This is a genomic window from Clostridium sp. MCC344, assembly GCF_018785365.1.
Classification (GTDB): domain Bacteria; phylum Bacillota; class Clostridia; order Lachnospirales; family Lachnospiraceae; genus Pilosibacter.
In genome coordinates this window covers 112,347-129,634 of the sequence record NZ_WQPQ01000023.1, presented here as the reverse complement: position 1 = coordinate 129,634, position 17,288 = coordinate 112,347, and the positions used below count along the sequence as shown (strand labels likewise).

General features: G+C 50.3%; 14 protein-coding genes. 6 read left to right on the top strand and 8 right to left on the bottom strand.

The annotated features are described in order from the left end of the window. Positions 1-125 precede the first annotated feature (125 nt). From GPK90_RS07645 to GPK90_RS07635, 3 genes are all read right to left on the bottom strand, one after another. Positions 126-1,067, bottom strand: coding sequence for an AEC family transporter (locus GPK90_RS07645; RefSeq protein WP_215702648.1), 942 nt, complete (start codon positions 1,065-1,067; stop codon positions 126-128). A gap of 263 nt (positions 1,068-1,330) precedes the next feature. Next, positions 1,331-1,783: a YwiB family protein gene (locus tag GPK90_RS07640; RefSeq protein ID WP_182426782.1), complete on the bottom strand. Its 453-nt coding sequence runs from the start codon at positions 1,781-1,783 to the stop codon at positions 1,331-1,333. A 99-nt stretch (positions 1,784-1,882) separates the two neighbouring features. Beyond that, positions 1,883-2,944: a D-alanine--D-alanine ligase family protein gene (locus tag GPK90_RS07635; protein WP_118530958.1), complete on the bottom strand. Its 1,062-nt coding sequence runs from the start codon at positions 2,942-2,944 to the stop codon at positions 1,883-1,885. 261 nt (positions 2,945-3,205) lie between these two features. Here GPK90_RS07635 and spoIIR point away from each other — a divergent pair, with 261 nt between their 5' ends. Further along, on the top strand, positions 3,206-3,895 hold the full coding sequence (gene spoIIR / locus GPK90_RS07630) for a stage II sporulation protein R (protein WP_215702647.1): 690 nt from the start codon (positions 3,206-3,208) through the stop codon (positions 3,893-3,895). 28 nt (positions 3,896-3,923) lie between these two features. Here the strand turns inward: spoIIR and GPK90_RS07625 are convergent, their stop codons facing one another. The 5 genes from GPK90_RS07625 to GPK90_RS07605 form a co-directional block, all read right to left on the bottom strand. Then, complete coding sequence (locus GPK90_RS07625) at positions 3,924-5,198, bottom strand: TolC family protein (protein WP_215702646.1); 1,275 nt, start codon at positions 5,196-5,198, stop codon at positions 3,924-3,926. A 12-nt stretch (positions 5,199-5,210) separates the two neighbouring features. Continuing rightward, a complete protein-coding gene (locus tag GPK90_RS07620; RefSeq protein ID WP_215702645.1) occupies positions 5,211-6,449 on the bottom strand; it encodes a TolC family protein in 1,239 nt (412 codons plus the stop codon). Positions 6,450-6,680: 231 nt separating this feature from the next. Then, complete coding sequence (locus GPK90_RS07615; RefSeq protein WP_215702644.1) at positions 6,681-9,737, bottom strand: efflux RND transporter permease subunit; 3,057 nt, start codon at positions 9,735-9,737, stop codon at positions 6,681-6,683. A gap of 15 nt (positions 9,738-9,752) precedes the next feature. After that, complete coding sequence (locus tag GPK90_RS07610) at positions 9,753-10,895, bottom strand: efflux RND transporter periplasmic adaptor subunit (RefSeq protein WP_015553203.1); 1,143 nt, start codon at positions 10,893-10,895, stop codon at positions 9,753-9,755. Between the two features lie 57 nt (positions 10,896-10,952). Continuing rightward, positions 10,953-11,615, bottom strand: a complete 663-nt coding sequence (locus tag GPK90_RS07605; protein WP_118530969.1) for a TetR/AcrR family transcriptional regulator — start codon at positions 11,613-11,615, stop codon at positions 10,953-10,955. Between the two features lie 504 nt (positions 11,616-12,119). Here GPK90_RS07605 and sufC point away from each other — a divergent pair. The 5 genes from sufC to sufU are packed head-to-tail and all read left to right on the top strand — an operon-like array spanning position 12,120 to position 17,042. Further along, positions 12,120-12,890, top strand: a complete 771-nt coding sequence (gene sufC / locus GPK90_RS07600; protein WP_215702643.1) for a Fe-S cluster assembly ATPase SufC — start codon at positions 12,120-12,122, stop codon at positions 12,888-12,890. Then, positions 12,890-14,296 (top strand): Fe-S cluster assembly protein SufB, encoded by a 1,407-nt coding sequence (gene sufB / locus GPK90_RS07595; RefSeq protein WP_118530973.1) that lies wholly within the window; start codon positions 12,890-12,892, stop codon positions 14,294-14,296. The genes sufC and sufB overlap by 1 nt, the downstream gene beginning before the upstream one ends. Next, complete coding sequence (locus tag GPK90_RS07590; protein ID WP_215702642.1) at positions 14,293-15,390, top strand: SufB/SufD family protein; 1,098 nt, start codon at positions 14,293-14,295, stop codon at positions 15,388-15,390. The genes sufB and GPK90_RS07590 overlap by 4 nt, the downstream gene beginning before the upstream one ends. Then, positions 15,377-16,591, top strand: a complete 1,215-nt coding sequence (locus tag GPK90_RS07585; protein WP_215702641.1) for an aminotransferase class V-fold PLP-dependent enzyme — start codon at positions 15,377-15,379, stop codon at positions 16,589-16,591. Before GPK90_RS07590 ends, GPK90_RS07585 begins: the two co-directional genes overlap by 14 nt. After that, positions 16,584-17,042: a Fe-S cluster assembly sulfur transfer protein SufU gene (sufU, locus tag GPK90_RS07580; RefSeq protein WP_118514815.1), complete on the top strand. Its 459-nt coding sequence runs from the start codon at positions 16,584-16,586 to the stop codon at positions 17,040-17,042. The genes GPK90_RS07585 and sufU overlap by 8 nt, the downstream gene beginning before the upstream one ends. The last annotated feature ends 246 nt before the right edge of the window (positions 17,043-17,288 follow it).

The window sequence follows — 17,288 nt, the reverse complement described above, 5'->3', positions numbered from 1 at the left end:
CTTTTTCTATCTGCCGGCTTCTTCCTTCCCCTGCCTTTCAGACATACCGACAGCAAAATACCCGGTGAGACACGAGCGTAAAAAGCTCATGTTTCATCGGGTATTTCATACATCTTATCATTTACTTAGATCAGTCCTACCGACTTCATAAAGAAGATCCACAGAAATAATGTAAACATGGACACCGCCGTACTGATCACGACAAACTGTCCGGCAAGTTCTCCGTCTCCGCCCATGTTCTGGGCCATCGGATAGGAAGCCGCAGCGACCGGTGTCGCGTAGACAGCGATCAGAAGGAACAGCTCAAGTCCACGAAGTCCAAAGGCGTAAGCGATCGCGATGATGATCGCCGGAAGAAAAAACAGCTTACAGGTAAGCGTTGGAACCAGATATTTGAGGTTTTTCCGGATCGCCTTAAACTGTAAGGTTCCTCCGAGCACATAGATCGCTAACGGAGAAGTCATATTGGAGAAGGCGGAAATCGGTGTCACAAGGCTTCCCGGCAGCTTGATCCCAAGGAAAAAGAAGATCAGACCTACGACGGCACCCTGCAGGAGTGGATTCGCTGCCACCGCCTTCAGCGTCTTCTTAATATCCGATTTTCCCTCTCCGTTGAACATCTCAAGAATAAATACCGACGTGGTATTGTAGATCGACACAACGACCGTAACCATCATAGCCGCGATCGATGCCGCTGAATCTCCAAATACCTCGATCGTGAGCGGCAGTCCAAACAGAACAAAGTTGCTTCGGAAGATCGCCTGAATGATAACGCCTCTTCTGGGGTTTTCCTTTACGATCTTCGGAATGATCACGATCAGGATCGCTTCCACGATCAGGATACTTGCACCCGTGAAGATCAAAAGCAATGGTCTCGGAAGCGACTCGGCATCGGCTTTATAAATATTGTAGAAAGTCATGAACGGATAAAATACCCGGAAAACCATCTGGTTCAGCTTCTGCAGAAATTCTTCCGATACAACACCTTTGATCTTCATCGTGTATCCAAGAGCCAGATAACAGAAAAACGGGATGACTGCGTTGACCGCGACTAAAAAACTCTCCATACCTCTTTTGAATCCTCTCACAGCCGGACTGTACTGTTGGATCTGCGAGCATACAGATCGCTAGTCAGCTGCGCCCTTTCTTATTTATTTGTGTGAACAGCCCGGATCTCATCTTCCGCGCCGTTCCATCCGCTATAGCTGCAACCCCCATTTCCTTTCCGGTCCGGCACGATGCCAGAATACCGGACCGCTGTGCAAACCGCAATATGCAAAGAACTTCTTTTCAGGAAATTCCTATCCGTGAAAAGTAACAAATAACGTTCTTAGTCTTTTACCACGATTCCCAGAACCTCATCCTTTTTTGAAGATGCCAAGATCTCCGTACTGCAGTCAAATGCGTACTGCCCGTTCATCTCCATCGAATATTTGATCTTCAGAAGGATTGATTCCTCGTCCTCCGCAATCTCGAGAAACGAAGTTGTGATCCCCATCAGAAACAGTCCCATCGGAGTCCGGTAATTTGCCGTCGTCCGTTTTCCCGGCTCAAAGATCATGTGGCTGTCCACAAGTCCCCTTTTTGTCACTTCGATCCGGTTTTCCATGATCTTCACCGTATTGTGGGTCGGCTCCCCCGTCTCGTCAAGCGATTCATCGTAGATGAAATACTGCTTGCCGTTCTTCTCATAATACGTCCCCGGGGTGATCATCTCGACCGTGTCCTCTTCCTCACCGATCGTCTGAGTTCCCCGGACACGGACAAGAATATCCTTTGTCATATAAAACTCCCCTGATATATTGTTTTCGCAGATCTCACCATGATCCGGAATCGTCTGCGTGACTGATAACATCTGGACTTTCTGAATGATCCAGTCGTTTTATCTCTCGTATCTCTTAAAAGCATGGTTGATCAGATCATCGATCAGCTGCTTCTTATTTACGCCTCTTGCCTCCCATAACATCGGGTACATACTGATGGCGGTGAAGCCCGGAAGCGTGTTGATCTCATTGAATACGACCGTTCCGTCTGCCTTCACAAAGAAATCCACGCGGGATAAGCCGTAGCCGTCCACCGCATTGAAGATCTTGACCGCCGCCTCACGGACGCGCTCGGTTGCTCCGTTCGGAAGTTCCGGATCAACAACCGTCTTGGACTCTGCATTGTAATACTTTGCATCAAAATCATAGAACTCAGCCGCAGCCAGAATCTCACCGACTCCGGATGCCTTAGTGGAAGCGCCGTCACCGAATACGCCGCACTCGATCTCACGGCCGACGATCATCTCCTCGACAAGCATTCTGCGGTCATTTGCTGCTGCTTCCTTTAAGCCTGCGATCAACTCTTCCCTGTTATCCGCGCGGGTCACGCCTCTGGAAGAACCTGCATTTGACGGTTTTACGAATACCGGATACGGGATCTCTTTCTCGATCTTTGCGACAACAGCATCTATATCCTTTAACTCTTCCTTCAATACCGGAACATATGCCGCCTGGCAGATTCCGAGTCCGTTTACCATGCGCTTTGTGGAAAGCTTATCCATGGAGACTGCGGAAGCGAGAACGCCGCAGCCGACATACGGGATCTTCGCAAGTTCCAGGATTCCCTGAACCGTTCCGTCTTCCCCGTAAAGTCCGTGAAGGACCGGGAATACAACATCAACCGGAACTTTCTCGAATTTTCCGTTTTCTGTGACAATGAGACATTTCTCCTTTGCGTCCGGGGACAGGACTGCGCCCGCCTTTGCCTCTCTCCAGGTATCGTCCTTGATCTGAGCTAAAGAATCTACCTTTAACCAGTGACCATCCTCTGTGATTCCGACAAGGATGACGTTATATTTCTCCTGATCGATGTTTGCTGCCACATTCTGTACAGACATACAGGATACTACATGTTCTGATGACTGTCCGCCAAACAGGACAACGATATTTTTCTTTTCCATGATGATTTGGTTCCTCTCTGATTTTCTAATAAATTTCTAAAAGTCCCGGTCAGCGCCTGTGCACCCGAATGTGTTTTCAGATGTACAGGCACTGGGCGGGCAGTTTTCTCATGTTATCGTTTAGATTATAGCACAACTGGGAATAATTACAAATAGGAAATAAAAGCAATTCTGAAGCGGAAAAATTCACGTTACTTTTCACGGGTAGGAATTTTCTGTTCAGAAAATATATGTTTATAAAAGTAAAAAGAAGGGCGTGTCATGAATCGAACCAACCAATTTTCCCTCTCCATTTTATGTTTTTTCATCTGTTTTCTCCTCGCCATGTCCGGAATCCGGGCAAGGGATGAGGCACTGGCGGCGGATATTGCCCCGAAGATCCTGCGGTTCCATGTTCTTGCGAACAGTGACTCTGCTGAAGATCAGGCGTTAAAGCTCTGCGTAAAGGATCTTCTGCTGGAAAAGATCCGGGACGATGCCGCCGCAGATCAGATTGCCGGAAAAGAGGATCTGAAAGCATATATCCTGTCTGAATCTTCCACACTGAAAACCGCCGCAGAAGACTTTATCCACAGCTTCGGGTATGATTACGGTGTACGTGTGGGGATTGAGACCTGCAGGTTTCCGGTGCGCACCTATGGGGACATGACATTTCCCGCCGGAATGTATGAAGCCGTCCGGGTGACCATCGGAAACGGTGCCGGGCACAACTTCTGGTGCGTCCTGTATCCATCCCTATGCTACACGGACAGCATTCATGCATCAATGCCGGAAGGGTCGAAGGAGACGTTGAAAAGCCTGATCCCGGAGAACGATTATGAAGCGTTGCTGCGCTCCGGACCACAACACTCGCCATCTGATGAGGAATCGTCTGTAAAAAAAAGTGAGCAGGAAACTGTTTCCCTGCCCACTGTAAAGATCCGTTTCCGGATCGCCGAACTGTTTTCATAAAGGACGGCCTTCTTTGGCCGCTCCCGGATCACTGGCTGAGCTTTAAATTTCCTTTTACCGCCCAGTCATAGGTCTCCATCGCCTGAAACAGCGCGAGATCACCTGTTTTCACTGCGATCTCCTTTGTCTTTAAGGCGTTCTGCTGCTGCATATACTCAAGACGTCCGATGGTTCCTAACTGCCATTTTCTCTCGGCAGTCTCCATCTTCGTCTTTTCCAGCTCGTAAGCTGCCTTTGCGGTCTGAAGCTCGTTTCTCTTCTGGAGAACATCGTTATAGAGATTTACGAGGGAGGAGGAGACTTCTTCCTTCTCCTGCTTGATCGTGCGCTGTAAATTCTGGTACTCGACGGATCCGGCGTCCTTATTATCGAGATCCAGCACATTGTAGCGGATCGTGAAGTTATTGTCCTGTGCCGCCTGCTTATCTTTCTCCGGATTCATTCCGTCGATCCTTGCAAGATCTGCCGCCGGAACATCCCTGATCTCCGGCACTGCGTCGTACTTCCAGCCAAGCATCGTGCAGAGTGTCTGGCGCAGCTTCTGCTCATTTGCCGTCAATGTCAGCTTTGTCGCCTGAGTAGACTCCAACTGCTGTCTCGCGGAAAGAACCTGACTCTGGGTCGCAAGGCCGTTGGCCGCCTGATTCTGGGTAGACTGATACACTGCGTTAAGAAGCGTAAGACCACTCTCTAAACTCTCCTCATTAAGCAGCAGCTGCTTATAACCGATCATGGCACTCTGGGCGCCGGCCTCCAGCGCTGCACGGTTCGCATCGATCACCTTGATATGCATCTGCTCCGGGGAGATCTGGTTCAGACTGTCACCCATTAAAAGTACCTGCTCCGCCTGATAGTCCAGAAGCTCGGAATTGTAGACTAACTGGGCATATGTCGTCGGAGCCGTCGGGAGCATACCGATCAGGTCCTTCATCTGGTCTGTCATCCCGTTCATCTGATCCGCGGCATCCAGGATCGATGCCGATTTATCTGATAACTGGGATTTCAATTTTGCGACATCCTTGGATGCATCCTTTTTGTCGGAATAGGTCTCCTTCAACGTCTTAAACGTCGGGCTGTACACCTCAACAAGCTTCCCGATCTCGTCATATTCCAGTACATTATCCGCAAGCTTCTTCATCGTCACATCATCGTACTCATTTCCCGGCTGGGATACAAATCCGTTTTCGTCCGCGATTCCGGTTGCCTCGACCGCCTTTGTCCTTGCAAATGAAGTCACAGGCGCTGCCGCAAGAACAAGCGCAAGTGCCGCCGGGATCACACGTCCTGTCAAATTTCTTTTCATTCTGCTTCTCCTTTAGCTCTGTGATGAGGAACCGATATCAAGAAGTCCCTCAAGCGCCCACTGATAATTTTCGATCGCTCCTGTGAGGTCCAGCTTCGCCGCCGTGTGGGATGCTTCACTGGAAAGCCATGCAGACTCTGCCTGAAGGTATTCCTGACGGCTCAACATCCCCAGCTCATTCTTCCGGTCAGCAGCCGCTTTATCGGCCTTTGCCGCCTCATAGAGCGTTTCCGATGCCTCATAGGCTTTCTGTTTCTGTTTCAGGTCCTTATACATAAGATCCAGAGAAGAACGGACGGAATCTTCCTGATCCTTGATATTTCTTGCCTTCGTGACTGCTCCGCCCGCCGATTTGGAACTCGTCATCCTTGTATCATACAGAGTGTAGTTCATCTCGATGGCCTTCGCCTCATCCTTCTTCGGATCAAAGGACGCGATCACGGAAAGATCCGGCTCCGGAACCTTCGCGATCTCCGGATCAGCGTTGTAATCCCAGCCCAACATTGTGATCAGCGTCTGTTTCTGGGTATTGAGACCGGACGCTGCCTGAAGAGCACTTCCGTTCGCGGAATTCAGTGCGTCCTCCACGGTCAGAACATCTTCCTTCGACATCATTCCCAGATCCTTTTTCTTTAACGCCGCCTCGTAATTCTGCTTTGCGATCTCCTGATTTAAAAGGGCGATCTCATACTGGTCCTTTAAGGTCTCATAGGTCCGCATTGCTTCCCTCGCGGTCTTTGTCTTCTCATTTCTCGTGATGCGGAGTCCGCGGAGTGCAGAGGAACCACCGGCTCCCTTTCCCTTTGCGGTATCCTCCAGCTGCTGTGCGTATGCCCGCAGAGCATGCATATTTGCTTTATATCCTTTATACACGTCGCGGGATACTGTCTCATCATACTGAACATCATTCGCATCCCGCTCCATTTCATCTGCCTCCGCGCGCAGATCCGCCGCCATCGCTGACATCTGATCCTTCGTAAGACCCGTGGATCCGCCCGGATTATAGTAGAAGCTTTGCAGTTGGTTCTGATAATCGGTATTATACCGCTCGATGAGTCCCGGGATCTCCCAGTATTCCAGAGTATTGTCCTTGAATTTTACAAGTGCCGACTCGTCATATTCTGTGACCGCGACATCCTTCGTCGCAGCTAACGCAGGAATTCCGGTACCCGCTGCCGCCAGGGAAAGACTTCCCATAAAAACGGCTGAGAGCACGGTCAGACCTGCTTTTTTCCATTTATTTCGTCTCATAGGTTTCCCTCCGTCTATGAGCATAACGATTTCATCGCAGAAACGCAATAACGTTTCTCTTACATTTTCTTTCCAAATACGGCAATCCGGTGGCAATTTTTATCCCCTGACTGCCGCCTCCAAAAGCAGGAAGCCCCGCAGAGCATTCCGCATTCCGGCTGACCGCCTCCCGACCGGGCAGCGGCCGTCTCTTGCAGACTCTGCAGGGATCCGCTTTCAATGTTCAAAGCTTTAATCTACGTCAATGATCTCTTTCTTATCCTGATTCTTTCCGCTCATGATCACATAGAAGACCGGAAGAACAAGAAGTGCCATCGCTGTAGAGACGATCAGTCCACCGACATCCACAAGGGCGAGTCCCTGCATCGTCTTACCGGCATTTCCATAAGCCGCCGCCATCGGGATCATTGCCACGATCGTCGTGAGAGTTGTCATGAACATCGGGCGCATACGGGTCGCGCCGGCTTCAATGACCGCCTCCTTAAAGTCCATCGTTGCCCGGTACTGGTTCGCCGTATCGACGTACAAAATACCGTTGTTTACTACCGTACCGACTAACATTAAGAAGCCTAACAGGGAAGTCATGCTGATCGGGCAGTCCACTAACCATAAGAACAGGAAGGAACCGATCAGGGCGAACGGGATCGTTGTCATCACCATGATGGAGAACTTCGGTGACTCGAACTGTGCAGCCATTACAACGAATACAAGGAATACTGCTGTGGCGATCGCCTGTCCCAGGGAAGCAAACTCTTCGTTCATCATCTTTGTGGATGTGCTTTCCTGCATGGAGATCGTGCCGGATAAGTACTTATCGATGACCTCCTTCTGGATCTTATCCTTCGTGGTGCTGTCCGCGCCCTCTGTCAGAGTACCGGTGATGGTCACCTGATACTGCTTATCACTCTTTGTAATGCTCTGCGGGCTGTCCTTGAAGCCGATATCCGCGATATCCATAAGAGCTACGGATCCGCCGGTCGCTGTCGGAAGAACGATTCCCTGGAGCTTATCGATCGTATCGTACTCATCATCCGCGTACTCAACCTTTACATCGATATCATTTCCGTCAACATTCAGGGTCGTTGCCGTCGTTCCACTGACCATCATGTATACCTGGGAAGCAACGGCGGTCGGGGAAAGTCCCTCCGCTGCCGCCTTGACCGGATCTACATTGATCTTTACAAGTGGAGCGCTGTTTTCAAGGGAAGAGTGGATGTTTGTCGCCTCCGGGCGTTTCTGGAGCTCGGAAACGATCTCATCCGATACCTTCTTTAAGTCATCGTACTGTGTGCTGACAAGAACATATTCGAGATCCTCCGCATTTCCCATGGACATCCCACTACCCAGAGAGCTCTGGCTTTCCAGACTGACCGAACAATCCGACCATTTCTGCATATCGCGTTTCCATTCCTTGAGCACCTGATCCGTCTTTCTGCTTCTGTCATCCTTTAAATATGCCGTCAGGGTCGCTCCGCTTCCGCCCATATTCATGGAAAGTCCGGAGCTTCCGTAGGAAAGCATGTAGGAATCAAGATCCGGATCCTGTGTCACATAGTCCTCTGCTCTCTGGAGGATCTTATCGACCTCCTCGATCTTAAGACCCGGCTGGGTCTCAATCGTCACTGCGATCGTTCCCTGATCATCTGCCGGCATAAGCTCTGTCTTTAACTTTGTCGCAAGGAACAGAGAGAAGATCACAAGCACAACGGCGGTTCCCATGACCATCGCTTTTTTCTTTAAAAGCTTCTCCATCAGGGAACGGTATCCATTCTGCAGAGCTCTCATGATGCCGGAGGCCGGGGTATTTTCCTTCTCCTTCGGACGGTAGTACACGTAGCAGAGCGGTACAAGCGTCATCGCGGAAATCAGGGACGCAATCATACAGAATACGATCGTGAAGCCTAACGGCTTGAACATCTGTCCGCTCATTCCGGAGATCAGAGCTAACGGGATAAATACGACACAGGTCGTAACGGTACCACCGATGATGGATTCCAGCACAGCTGCAGTACCATCGATCGCGGCTTTTCTCGTTTCAACAAAGCCACCGCCCTTAACCGTAAAGCGGAAGCAGCTTTCCAGAACTACGATCGAGTTATCGACCATCATTCCGACGCCGAGGACCAGACTCGACAGGGTGATGACGTTTAGCGTAAAGCCTATGGCTTTCATGAGGATGAGGGCAGCTAAAATTGATACCGGGATGGAAGTTCCGACGATCAGGGATGCCTTGATATCCCCGAAGAACAGCCAGATGATGAGCATCGCAACAATGACTGCCATGATCATGGTCTGGAATACGCTGTTTAAGGAATCGCTGATCTGATCACTGTAATCGTTGACAACGACGTACTCCAGAGACGGATCCTGTGCTTTTAACGTTTCCATTGTCTCCTGAACTGCCTTGGAAACGGTAATGTGGTCGCTGTCCTGATTTTTCTTGACACCGATCGTCATCGTGTCTTTGCCGTCGTAACGTCCGATACTGTCCTTTGCCTCAACGGTATTGTAGATATTGGCAACATCTTCCATATAGATGATATTTCCGTTGCCCAGTGTGATCGGGATCTTCTTTAAAAGTTCCATCGTGTCAAAGGATGTTCCGGATGTCACGGAAAGATCCTTGTTTCCAACGGAGGTACTTCCGATCGGCATGGAAAAGTCCGCAGACTTTAAAGCCGCAACGATGGTATTCATGTTCACATGATACTGGCTTAATTTTTCCGGGATCAGCTCCGCCTTGATATAAGCCTCCTGACCACCGGATACATCGACACTGGCTACGGAAGTCAGCTTTTCGATTTCCGGAACGATATCGTCATTTACGTAGTTATAGAGGTTATCCACGCTGTCATTGTTGACCGCGAGGGTGATGGACGGCGTACTGTTGATATCCATCTCGATGATCGTCGGGGTATCGACATCATCCGGGAGATCCGACTTGATCCCATCCAGCTTTTTCTTTAAGTCATCGTAAGCTTTATCGATATCCTGGTCATAGTCATACTGGACCAGGACCATTCCGAAGTTTTCCGAAGACATGCTGGTGACGGAATCGACACCGGAAAGCGTTCCGATCTCATCCTCTATCTTACTGATCACAAGCTGATCCACGTCATCCGGGCTTGCTCCCGGGTAGACCGCGCTGACGATCAGCATCGGCATCTCCATTTCCGGGATCAGCTCAAGCTGGGATGAAAAGATCGAGCTGAGACCGAATACGATCAGGCAGAGCACAACAAGAACGGTTGTGACCGGCCGTTTTAAGACCTTTTTGGTAAGTCCCATGTTCCTTGTGCCTCCTTATTTTGCTGCCGTTTCCGCGGCTTCTGTAGTCTCTTCTGCTGTTGTCTCACTGCTGTCGGCTGTCGTTTCCGCACTGTCATCACTGCCCTGAATATTTACCGCGGCGCCGTCATAAAGCTCCTTGGACCAGCTTGTGATGACCTCGTCGTCGTAGGAAAGTCCGGAAACGATCTGAATCTTGTCAGAATCGATGAGTCCGTCTTCCACCGGAGTCTTTTTCGCCGTTGCTGTCGCGGCATCATATGTATACACGTAAGCGTCTCCATTGCTGTAGTTCACACAATCTGCCGGAACGACCATGACGTTGTCCGCCTTCTCTGCTGTCACATAAACCTTTACCATCGTTCCGCTGGCAAGTCCGTCCGCGTCACCCAGGGTCGCTTTCACCTTGAAAAGTCCTGTGGACGCGTCCACCATGCTGCCGATCTCAGAGATCGCGCCGCTGTAGTCCGTTCCGTTCTTCTCCACCGTCACAGGATCACCGATATTTAATCCCTTCATGACACGCTCCGACACGTTGAAGGTCAGTGTTTTTCCGCCTGCACCGGATACAACGCCTGCGACAGAACCGCCCGCAGACATATCATGTACCTGCACGCCAAACTGTTCTAAGACACCGGCGATCGGCGCGGTAACGACCGTGTTCTCGCTCTGGGTATCATAGTTTAATTTTGCGGAATCATACTGGAGCTTCGCCATGGACAGACCGCTTACCGCCTGCTCGTAGGCCTGAGCGGAAATATCCCCGCTCTCGTAGAGCGCCTTCATCCTGTTTACAGATGTCTGGGCATCATTTAAGGATACCTGAGTCGTATTTAACGTGATCCTTGCCGCGTCTAACTGCTTGTTGTCGATGCGGAACAGCTTCTGTCCCTTCTGTACGGTATCGCCCTGATTTACATAAACCTCCAGTACTTCTCCGCTTCCCTTCGGGATAATGTATACCTGATCTGCCGGTTCCACGGTACCTGTCAGTCCTGTGGAAAGTTCAATATTTCCTGTCTCCGGTGTCTGGACGACGACGGTCGGGTTCGGAACGGCCTCGATCGGCTCTTCTTTTTTCGTAAATCTTGTGAACATCAGGACTCCAAATGCGCCGACGCATACAAGTCCGATTACGATCTTACCTGCTTTCTTCATGGTTCCTCCTCATTTTCTGTAACATGCTGCTGTGGTACGACTCCGGTTGTTCTGTTTTTATGAACGTCCCTCGTCTGTTTTCTTCCTGCTGCCCTCTGTTTTATATCCACATATGCCATAATGGAGCATATGGATATGACGTTTGTAATATTCGGAAGCTTCCGTTCTCGACTCGCCGTCCCGGAAAAAACGTTTGAGTGACATGATGAATACGATCATGTGCATCTCGATCAGCTCGAAAAACTCCTGATGATCCAGATCACATTTCTCTTTGTTGACATGTTCATACAACAGTTTTAAAAATTTCCGGTTTGCCTCCATCGCCTCCGGGTTCGAATCCGATCCGCCTTTGAATAGTTCTACCAGTCTTGCGCTGTTGACCAGGTTGTGAAAGATCGCTGACAACCCTGAATCCTCAAGCCGGTCCATCCCGAGATCAAAGATCTGCTCCAGGACCTCCCAGAGGTCTCCGCCGTTTTCGTCCAGCATCGTGATGTACGATGTGAAATGCTGTTCCGCCTGGTTGCAGATCAGCCATTTTAACAGATCCTGTTTATCTTCAAAATATGTGTAAAAGCTTCCTCTCGATATATCCGCGTCGTGAACGATCCGGTTGATCGATACTTCCTCCGGAGCTACCCTCATAAATTCCTTTGCCGCCGCAGCCCGAATTGCTTCGATCTTTTCCTTCGGAAGCCGCATAAACCGTTCGGTCGGCATAATTCCATCTCCCCTCTTCTATAAAAACGGGTTCAAAAAGTGACAACCCGTCACCATTATAGTGACACCCTGTCATTCTGTCAATATCTGTTTTTCCAGTTTATAATGATTTTATATTTTCGTAAGGTTTGCAAAATTTCTGTATAGAAACTCCTGTCTCCGGTCCGATCCCGTCTGTGATTTCCGCTGTTTTGCTCAGCCTACCATGCCCATGTTTCAGAATTGTTTTCCGATTGTTGCAGTTTCATGAATCCTGCATATTTTCCCGGAAATATCGGATTGTACAGGAATAAATACCAATTCATAGCATGTTTGTAGGAATTGCTTCTTGCATATTTTTCTCAATACAGGTATAATATCATTGCATCACCTAGTAAGCGACTAGGTTTAGTCCCAGCAGACGGAACGTATCCCGGAGATCAGCTCCGGTGCCGGTTCATATCTGTCCGGAAATTGCTGAAACTTACATTTTTACCTTATATAAAATACATGGAGGAATCCGATATGTCAGAACCATTATTAAATGTAAAAAATCTCTCCGTGGATGTGGAAGAGAAATCCATTCTTCACGGAATCAGCTTAACCATCAACAAAGGCGAGACCCACGTACTCATGGGACCGAACGGCGCCGGAAAATCCACCCTCGGCTGCACCCTGATGGGGAACCCGAACTATCATGTGACAGACGGTGAGATCTTCTTCGGAGGCGAGAACATCACGAAAGAAGCCGCTGACAAGCGTGCAAAGCTCGGCATGTTCCTCTCCTTCCAGAATCCGCTTGAAGTTCCGGGAATCTCCCTCTCCAACTTCATCCGCAGCGCTCTCTCCGCAAGAACCGGAAAGAATGTCCGCATCTGGGATTTCAATAAAGAACTCCAGAAAGCCATGGAGGTCCTCGATATGGATCCGTCCTACGGTTTCCGTGATCTGAACGTCGGCTTCTCCGGCGGTGAGAAAAAGAAAGCCGAGATCTTACAGCTTCTCCTCTTAAATCCGTCCCTGGCGATCCTCGATGAGACAGACTCCGGTCTTGATGTCGATGCGGTCCGCACTGTTTCCAAGGGAATCGAGGAATACCAGAAGAGCAAGGACGGCGCCCTTCTCATCATCACCCACAGCACCAGAATTCTCGAATCTCTCCATGTGGACAAGACCCATGTCCTCGTCGATGGACATCTTGTCGCAGAGGGTGACGGCTCTCTCGTCGATGAGATCAACGAGCACGGCTTCGAACAGTTTATCGCTTCCGCGAACGAGAAGGGAGAGAACAACTAATGAAGGAAAAGACGTATGTTGAGGACGTTGACCGCAACATGTACGACTTCCGCAATGACGAGAAGGACGCTTACCGTATTAAAAACGGTCTCACCGAGGACATTGTGGAAAAGATCTCCGAAGAGAAGCATGATCCGGAGTGGATGCATGATTTCCGGTTGAACTCCTTAAAAATATATCATGAAATGAAGGTTCCGGACTGGGGCCCGTCCATCGAAGGATTAAACATGGACAACATCGCGACCTACGTCCGTGCCAACACAAAGATGAAAGGGGACTGGTCCGAGGTTCCGGAAGAGATCAAGGACACCTTCGAAAAGCTCGGGATCCCGCAGGCGGAGCGCACCTCCCTCGCCGGCGTGGGTGCCCAGTACGACTCCGAGCTCGTCTACCATAATGTCCGCAAGGAGGTCGCAGAGCAGGGCGTCATCTACACCGATATGGAGAGTGCCCTGACCGGTGAATATGCTGATATGGTAAAGGACCACTTTATGAAGCTCGTGACACCCCACGACCATAAATTCGCAGCCCTGCACGGCGCTGTCTGGTCCGGCGGTTCCTTCGTCTATGTTCCGAAGGGAGTTTCCGTCGAGATCCCGCTGCAGTCCTACTTCCGTTTAAATGCCGCAGGTGCCGGACAATTTGAGCACACCCTGATCATCGTCGATGAGGGCGCGTCCTTACATTTCATCGAAGGATGTTCCGCTCCGAAGTACAACGTGGCAAACCTCCATGCCGGCTGTGTCGAGCTTTACATCGGAAAAAACGCAAAGCTCCGCTACTCTACGATCGAAAACTGGTCGAAAAATATGTACAATTTAAACACAAAACGGGCGAAAGTCGAGGAAGGCGGAGTCATCGAGTGGGTATCCGGTTCCTTCGGTTCCCATGTTTCTTACCTCTACCCGATGAGCGTGTTGAACGGCGAGGGCGCAAGATCCGAGTTCACCGGGATCACATTCGCGGGCAAAGGACAGAACCTCGATACCGGATGTAAGGTCGTCCACAACGCACCGAAAACTTCTTCCTATGTAAATACGAGATCGATCTCCAAGGACGGCGGGATCAGCACCTTCCGAAGCTCCGTTGTCGTATCCGCAAAGGCAAAGGGCAGCAAATCCGCTGTCTCCTGCCAGTCCCTGATGCTCGACGATATCTCCCGTTCCGACACGATCCCGGCGATGGATATCCGCACAAAGGACGCCGATGTCGGACATGAGGCAAAGATCGGTCGCATCAGTGATGACGCCGTCTTCTATCTGATGTCCCGCGGAATCTCTGAGGAGGATGCGAGAGCCCTGATCGTCAGCGGCTTCGCCGACAATGTCTCGAAGGAGCTTCCGCTTGAATACGCGGTGGAAATGAACAATCTGATCCATCTGGAAATGAAAGGAAGTATTGGATGATGGAGAATATGAAGATCAACCAGCTCCCTTCTAGGACATGGAACTGGCTGAAAATGAATGAGACTGCGGTCTCCGGGATCACTGTATCCGGAGCGCATGAAATAAAAGCTGAGATCCCGGCGGGGATCTCAAAAACAAACTGCCCTGCCGGACTTCCGGATCAGTTCCGGGAGGTTGCAGGCGGAATGGGACCGGATATGGATGTTCTCGTCAGAGAGTCCGCAGCCGGTGCCGTCCTGCTCTCGACGGATGGAGACCTCGCAGAGACACCGGTGCGCATCGGCTTCACATACGGCGCTTCCGAGCACAGCTTAAATACGTTCGGAATTTTCGCAAAAGAAGGAAGTAAGATGACCGTCATCATGGATATGGCGGCTGAGACCGACGGTGCTTCGGGTGCAGACCACACTGCTCTCTCCGGCATCCAGACAAAACTGATCCTCGAAAAAGACGCCGAAGTGACTCTCGTCCAGATCATCCGCAATGACAATGCAAAAACCGTCTTAAACGACATCGGTGCAAAGGTTGCTGACGGAGCAAAATTCTCCGTGATCCACCTCTTCCTCTCCGGTGGTCATGTATACAACGGCTGTAAGGCAGATCTCGTCGGCAAAAAGAGTACGTTCACCGCGGACATCGCCTACACGGTCGGAAACGATGCAGTCCTTGATATGAACTACGTCGCTCTCCACGAAGGAAAGAAATCCGTCAGCGAGATCAAGACCGACGGCGTGCTTCATGAAAATTCGAAGAAACTCTTCCGCGGAACGATCGATTTTAAGAAAGGCGCGGCAGGCGCTGTCGGAAACGAGAAAGAGGACGTTCTTCTTCTCGACGATGACGTTGTAAACCAGACGATTCCGCTGATCCTCTGCGCGGAGGAAGATGTCGAAGGAAACCACGGTGCAACGATCGGAAAGCTTGACGATGACATGGTCTTCTATCTGGAAAGCCGCGGCATGGAGCTTCCAAAGATCTACAAGATGATGGCGAAGGCACGGATCGACGCCGTTCTCCGTCTGGTACCTGATGAAAAGACAAAGGCAGATGTTGCCTCTTATTTAGAAAGTGAGGCCACCAATGGACGTATCTAAGATCCGGGAAGATTTCCCGCTTCTCAAAAACCGTGACATCATTTACCTGGACAATGCGGCAACTTCCCAGAAGCCCGCAGCTGTCCTGGATGCTGAAAAGCAGTTTTATGAGAAATACAATGCAAACCCGTTCCGCGGTCTCTATGAGCTGAGCGAAGAAGCAACGGAATGTTATGAAGAAGCAAGAAAAACGGTCGCTGATTTTCTCCACGCATCCTGTCCGGAAGAGATCATTTTCACGAGAAATGCGACTGAGAGCTTGAATCTCGCCGCTTACACACTCTCCGAGTACCTGTTAAAACCGGGTGACGAGATCATCGTCAGCATCATGGAACATCACAGCAACATTCTTCCATGGCAGCAGGCCGCAAAGCGTTACGGTGCGACCGTGAAATACCTGGAATGCGACATGGACGGCACGATCCCGGCAGAGCGCCTCGAGAACATGATCACCCCGCACACAAAGATTGCGGCGATCACCCAGATTTCCAACGTGCTCGGATGCAAGAATGACTTAAAGACCTTCGCTGAGATCTGCCACCGCCACGGTGTGATCCTGGTCGGCGACGGCGCACAGAGCGTTCCGCACATCAAAGTCGATGTCCAGGACCTCGGAGTCGATTTTCTCTCCTTCTCCGGACATAAGATGCTGGCTCCGATGGGGATCGGCGCTCTCTACGGAAAGAAAGAGCTGTTAGAGCAGCTCCCGCCATTTCTCACCGGCGGCGAGATGATCGAATCCGTCACAAGAGAAGGTGCTGTCTGGGCAGAAGTTCCGCATAAATTTGAGGCGGGAACCGTCAATGCCGGCGGCGCTTATGCACTTGCCGAGGCGATCCGCTACATGAACACGATCGGTTTTGATGCGATCGAGGAACAGGAAAACAAGCTCACAAGGATCGCTTATGAGGGCATGACAAAGATCCCGGGGATCCGTGTTCTCGGAAGTTCCGATCCAGACAATCATCACGGGATCCTCTCCTTCGCCGTTGACGGGGTTCATCCGCATGATGTCGCTGAGATCTTAAATGCCGATAATATCTGCGTCCGCGCCGGTCATCACTGCGCGCAGCCGCTCTTACAGTACCTTGGGACCGCCTCTACGACCCGTGTGAGTCTCGCATTCTACAATACTGAGGATGAGATCCGGGCGTTCCTCACAAGTCTTGGCGGATTAAGGAGAAAAATGGGATATGAGTAATACATTTTATAATGAAATTTTAATCGAGCACAACCTTCATCCGACCCACAAGCATGATCTGCCGGATGCAAATCTCGTCCTTGAGGGCGTAAACCCGAGCTGCGGCGATGATATCTGGCTGAAATTAAAAGTTGAAAACGATGAGATCGTTGACGGGGCGTTCGTCGGGGATGGCTGCGCCATCTCCCAGGCTTCCGCAGATATGATGCTGGACCTGATCATCGGAAAGAAAAAAGACGAGGCACTCCGCCTCGCAAACCTCTTCCTCGAGATGATCAAAGGAAATGTCAAAGGCGATGACCTCGAGCCGCTCGAAGAAGCCTCCATCCTCCAGGATGTCTCCCACATGCCGGCGCGTGTCAAATGCGCGGTCCTTGGGTGGCATACGATGGAAGAAATGTTTAAGAAAGCTGCAGATGGAAAAATGATTCCAGCCAGCTATTCCAAGTAGGTATTTTCGGCACCGAAAATACCGTAATATAATGTCCGGGATGCGGATTTTGCCGATTTAGGATGCAAAGCATCGGCAAAATCCCGTTACTGTTTACGCAAAGCGTAAGCAGTAACGCCGGGGTTGTCGGTGACGACCGAAGGGAAATAGTGCTTGAATTCGATTTGGGAATATGATAGACTATAGATACAAAAAAGGGAAAGTCAGATACACACGGCCTACCCTTTACAAGTAATCTGTTATAGT

Excerpts from the sequence above, each read along its gene's own strand:
- GPK90_RS07625 (WP_215702646.1), bottom strand. The coding sequence starts at position 5,198 with ATGAAAAGAAATTTGACAGGACGTGTGATCCCGGCGGCACTTGCGCTT.
- GPK90_RS07585 (WP_215702641.1), top strand. The coding sequence starts at position 15,377 with ATGGACGTATCTAAGATCCGGGAAGATTTCCCGCTTCTCAAAAACCGT.
- GPK90_RS07605 (WP_118530969.1), bottom strand. The coding sequence starts at position 11,615 with ATGCCGACCGAACGGTTTATGCGGCTTCCGAAGGAAAAGATCGAAGCA.
- sufU (WP_118514815.1), top strand. The coding sequence starts at position 16,584 with ATGAGTAATACATTTTATAATGAAATTTTAATCGAGCACAACCTTCAT.
- GPK90_RS07640 (WP_182426782.1), bottom strand. The coding sequence starts at position 1,783 with ATGACAAAGGATATTCTTGTCCGTGTCCGGGGAACTCAGACGATCGGT.
- GPK90_RS07615 (WP_215702644.1), bottom strand. The coding sequence starts at position 9,737 with ATGGGACTTACCAAAAAGGTCTTAAAACGGCCGGTCACAACCGTTCTT.
- sufC (WP_215702643.1), top strand. The coding sequence starts at position 12,120 with ATGTCAGAACCATTATTAAATGTAAAAAATCTCTCCGTGGATGTGGAA.
- GPK90_RS07635 (WP_118530958.1), bottom strand. The coding sequence starts at position 2,944 with ATGGAAAAGAAAAATATCGTTGTCCTGTTTGGCGGACAGTCATCAGAA.
- spoIIR (WP_215702647.1), top strand. The coding sequence starts at position 3,206 with ATGAATCGAACCAACCAATTTTCCCTCTCCATTTTATGTTTTTTCATC.
- GPK90_RS07590 (WP_215702642.1), top strand. The coding sequence starts at position 14,293 with ATGATGGAGAATATGAAGATCAACCAGCTCCCTTCTAGGACATGGAAC.
- GPK90_RS07620 (WP_215702645.1), bottom strand. The coding sequence starts at position 6,449 with ATGAGACGAAATAAATGGAAAAAAGCAGGTCTGACCGTGCTCTCAGCC.
- GPK90_RS07610 (WP_015553203.1), bottom strand. The coding sequence starts at position 10,895 with ATGAAGAAAGCAGGTAAGATCGTAATCGGACTTGTATGCGTCGGCGCA.
- sufB (WP_118530973.1), top strand. The coding sequence starts at position 12,890 with ATGAAGGAAAAGACGTATGTTGAGGACGTTGACCGCAACATGTACGAC.
- GPK90_RS07645 (WP_215702648.1), bottom strand. The coding sequence starts at position 1,067 with ATGGAGAGTTTTTTAGTCGCGGTCAACGCAGTCATCCCGTTTTTCTGT.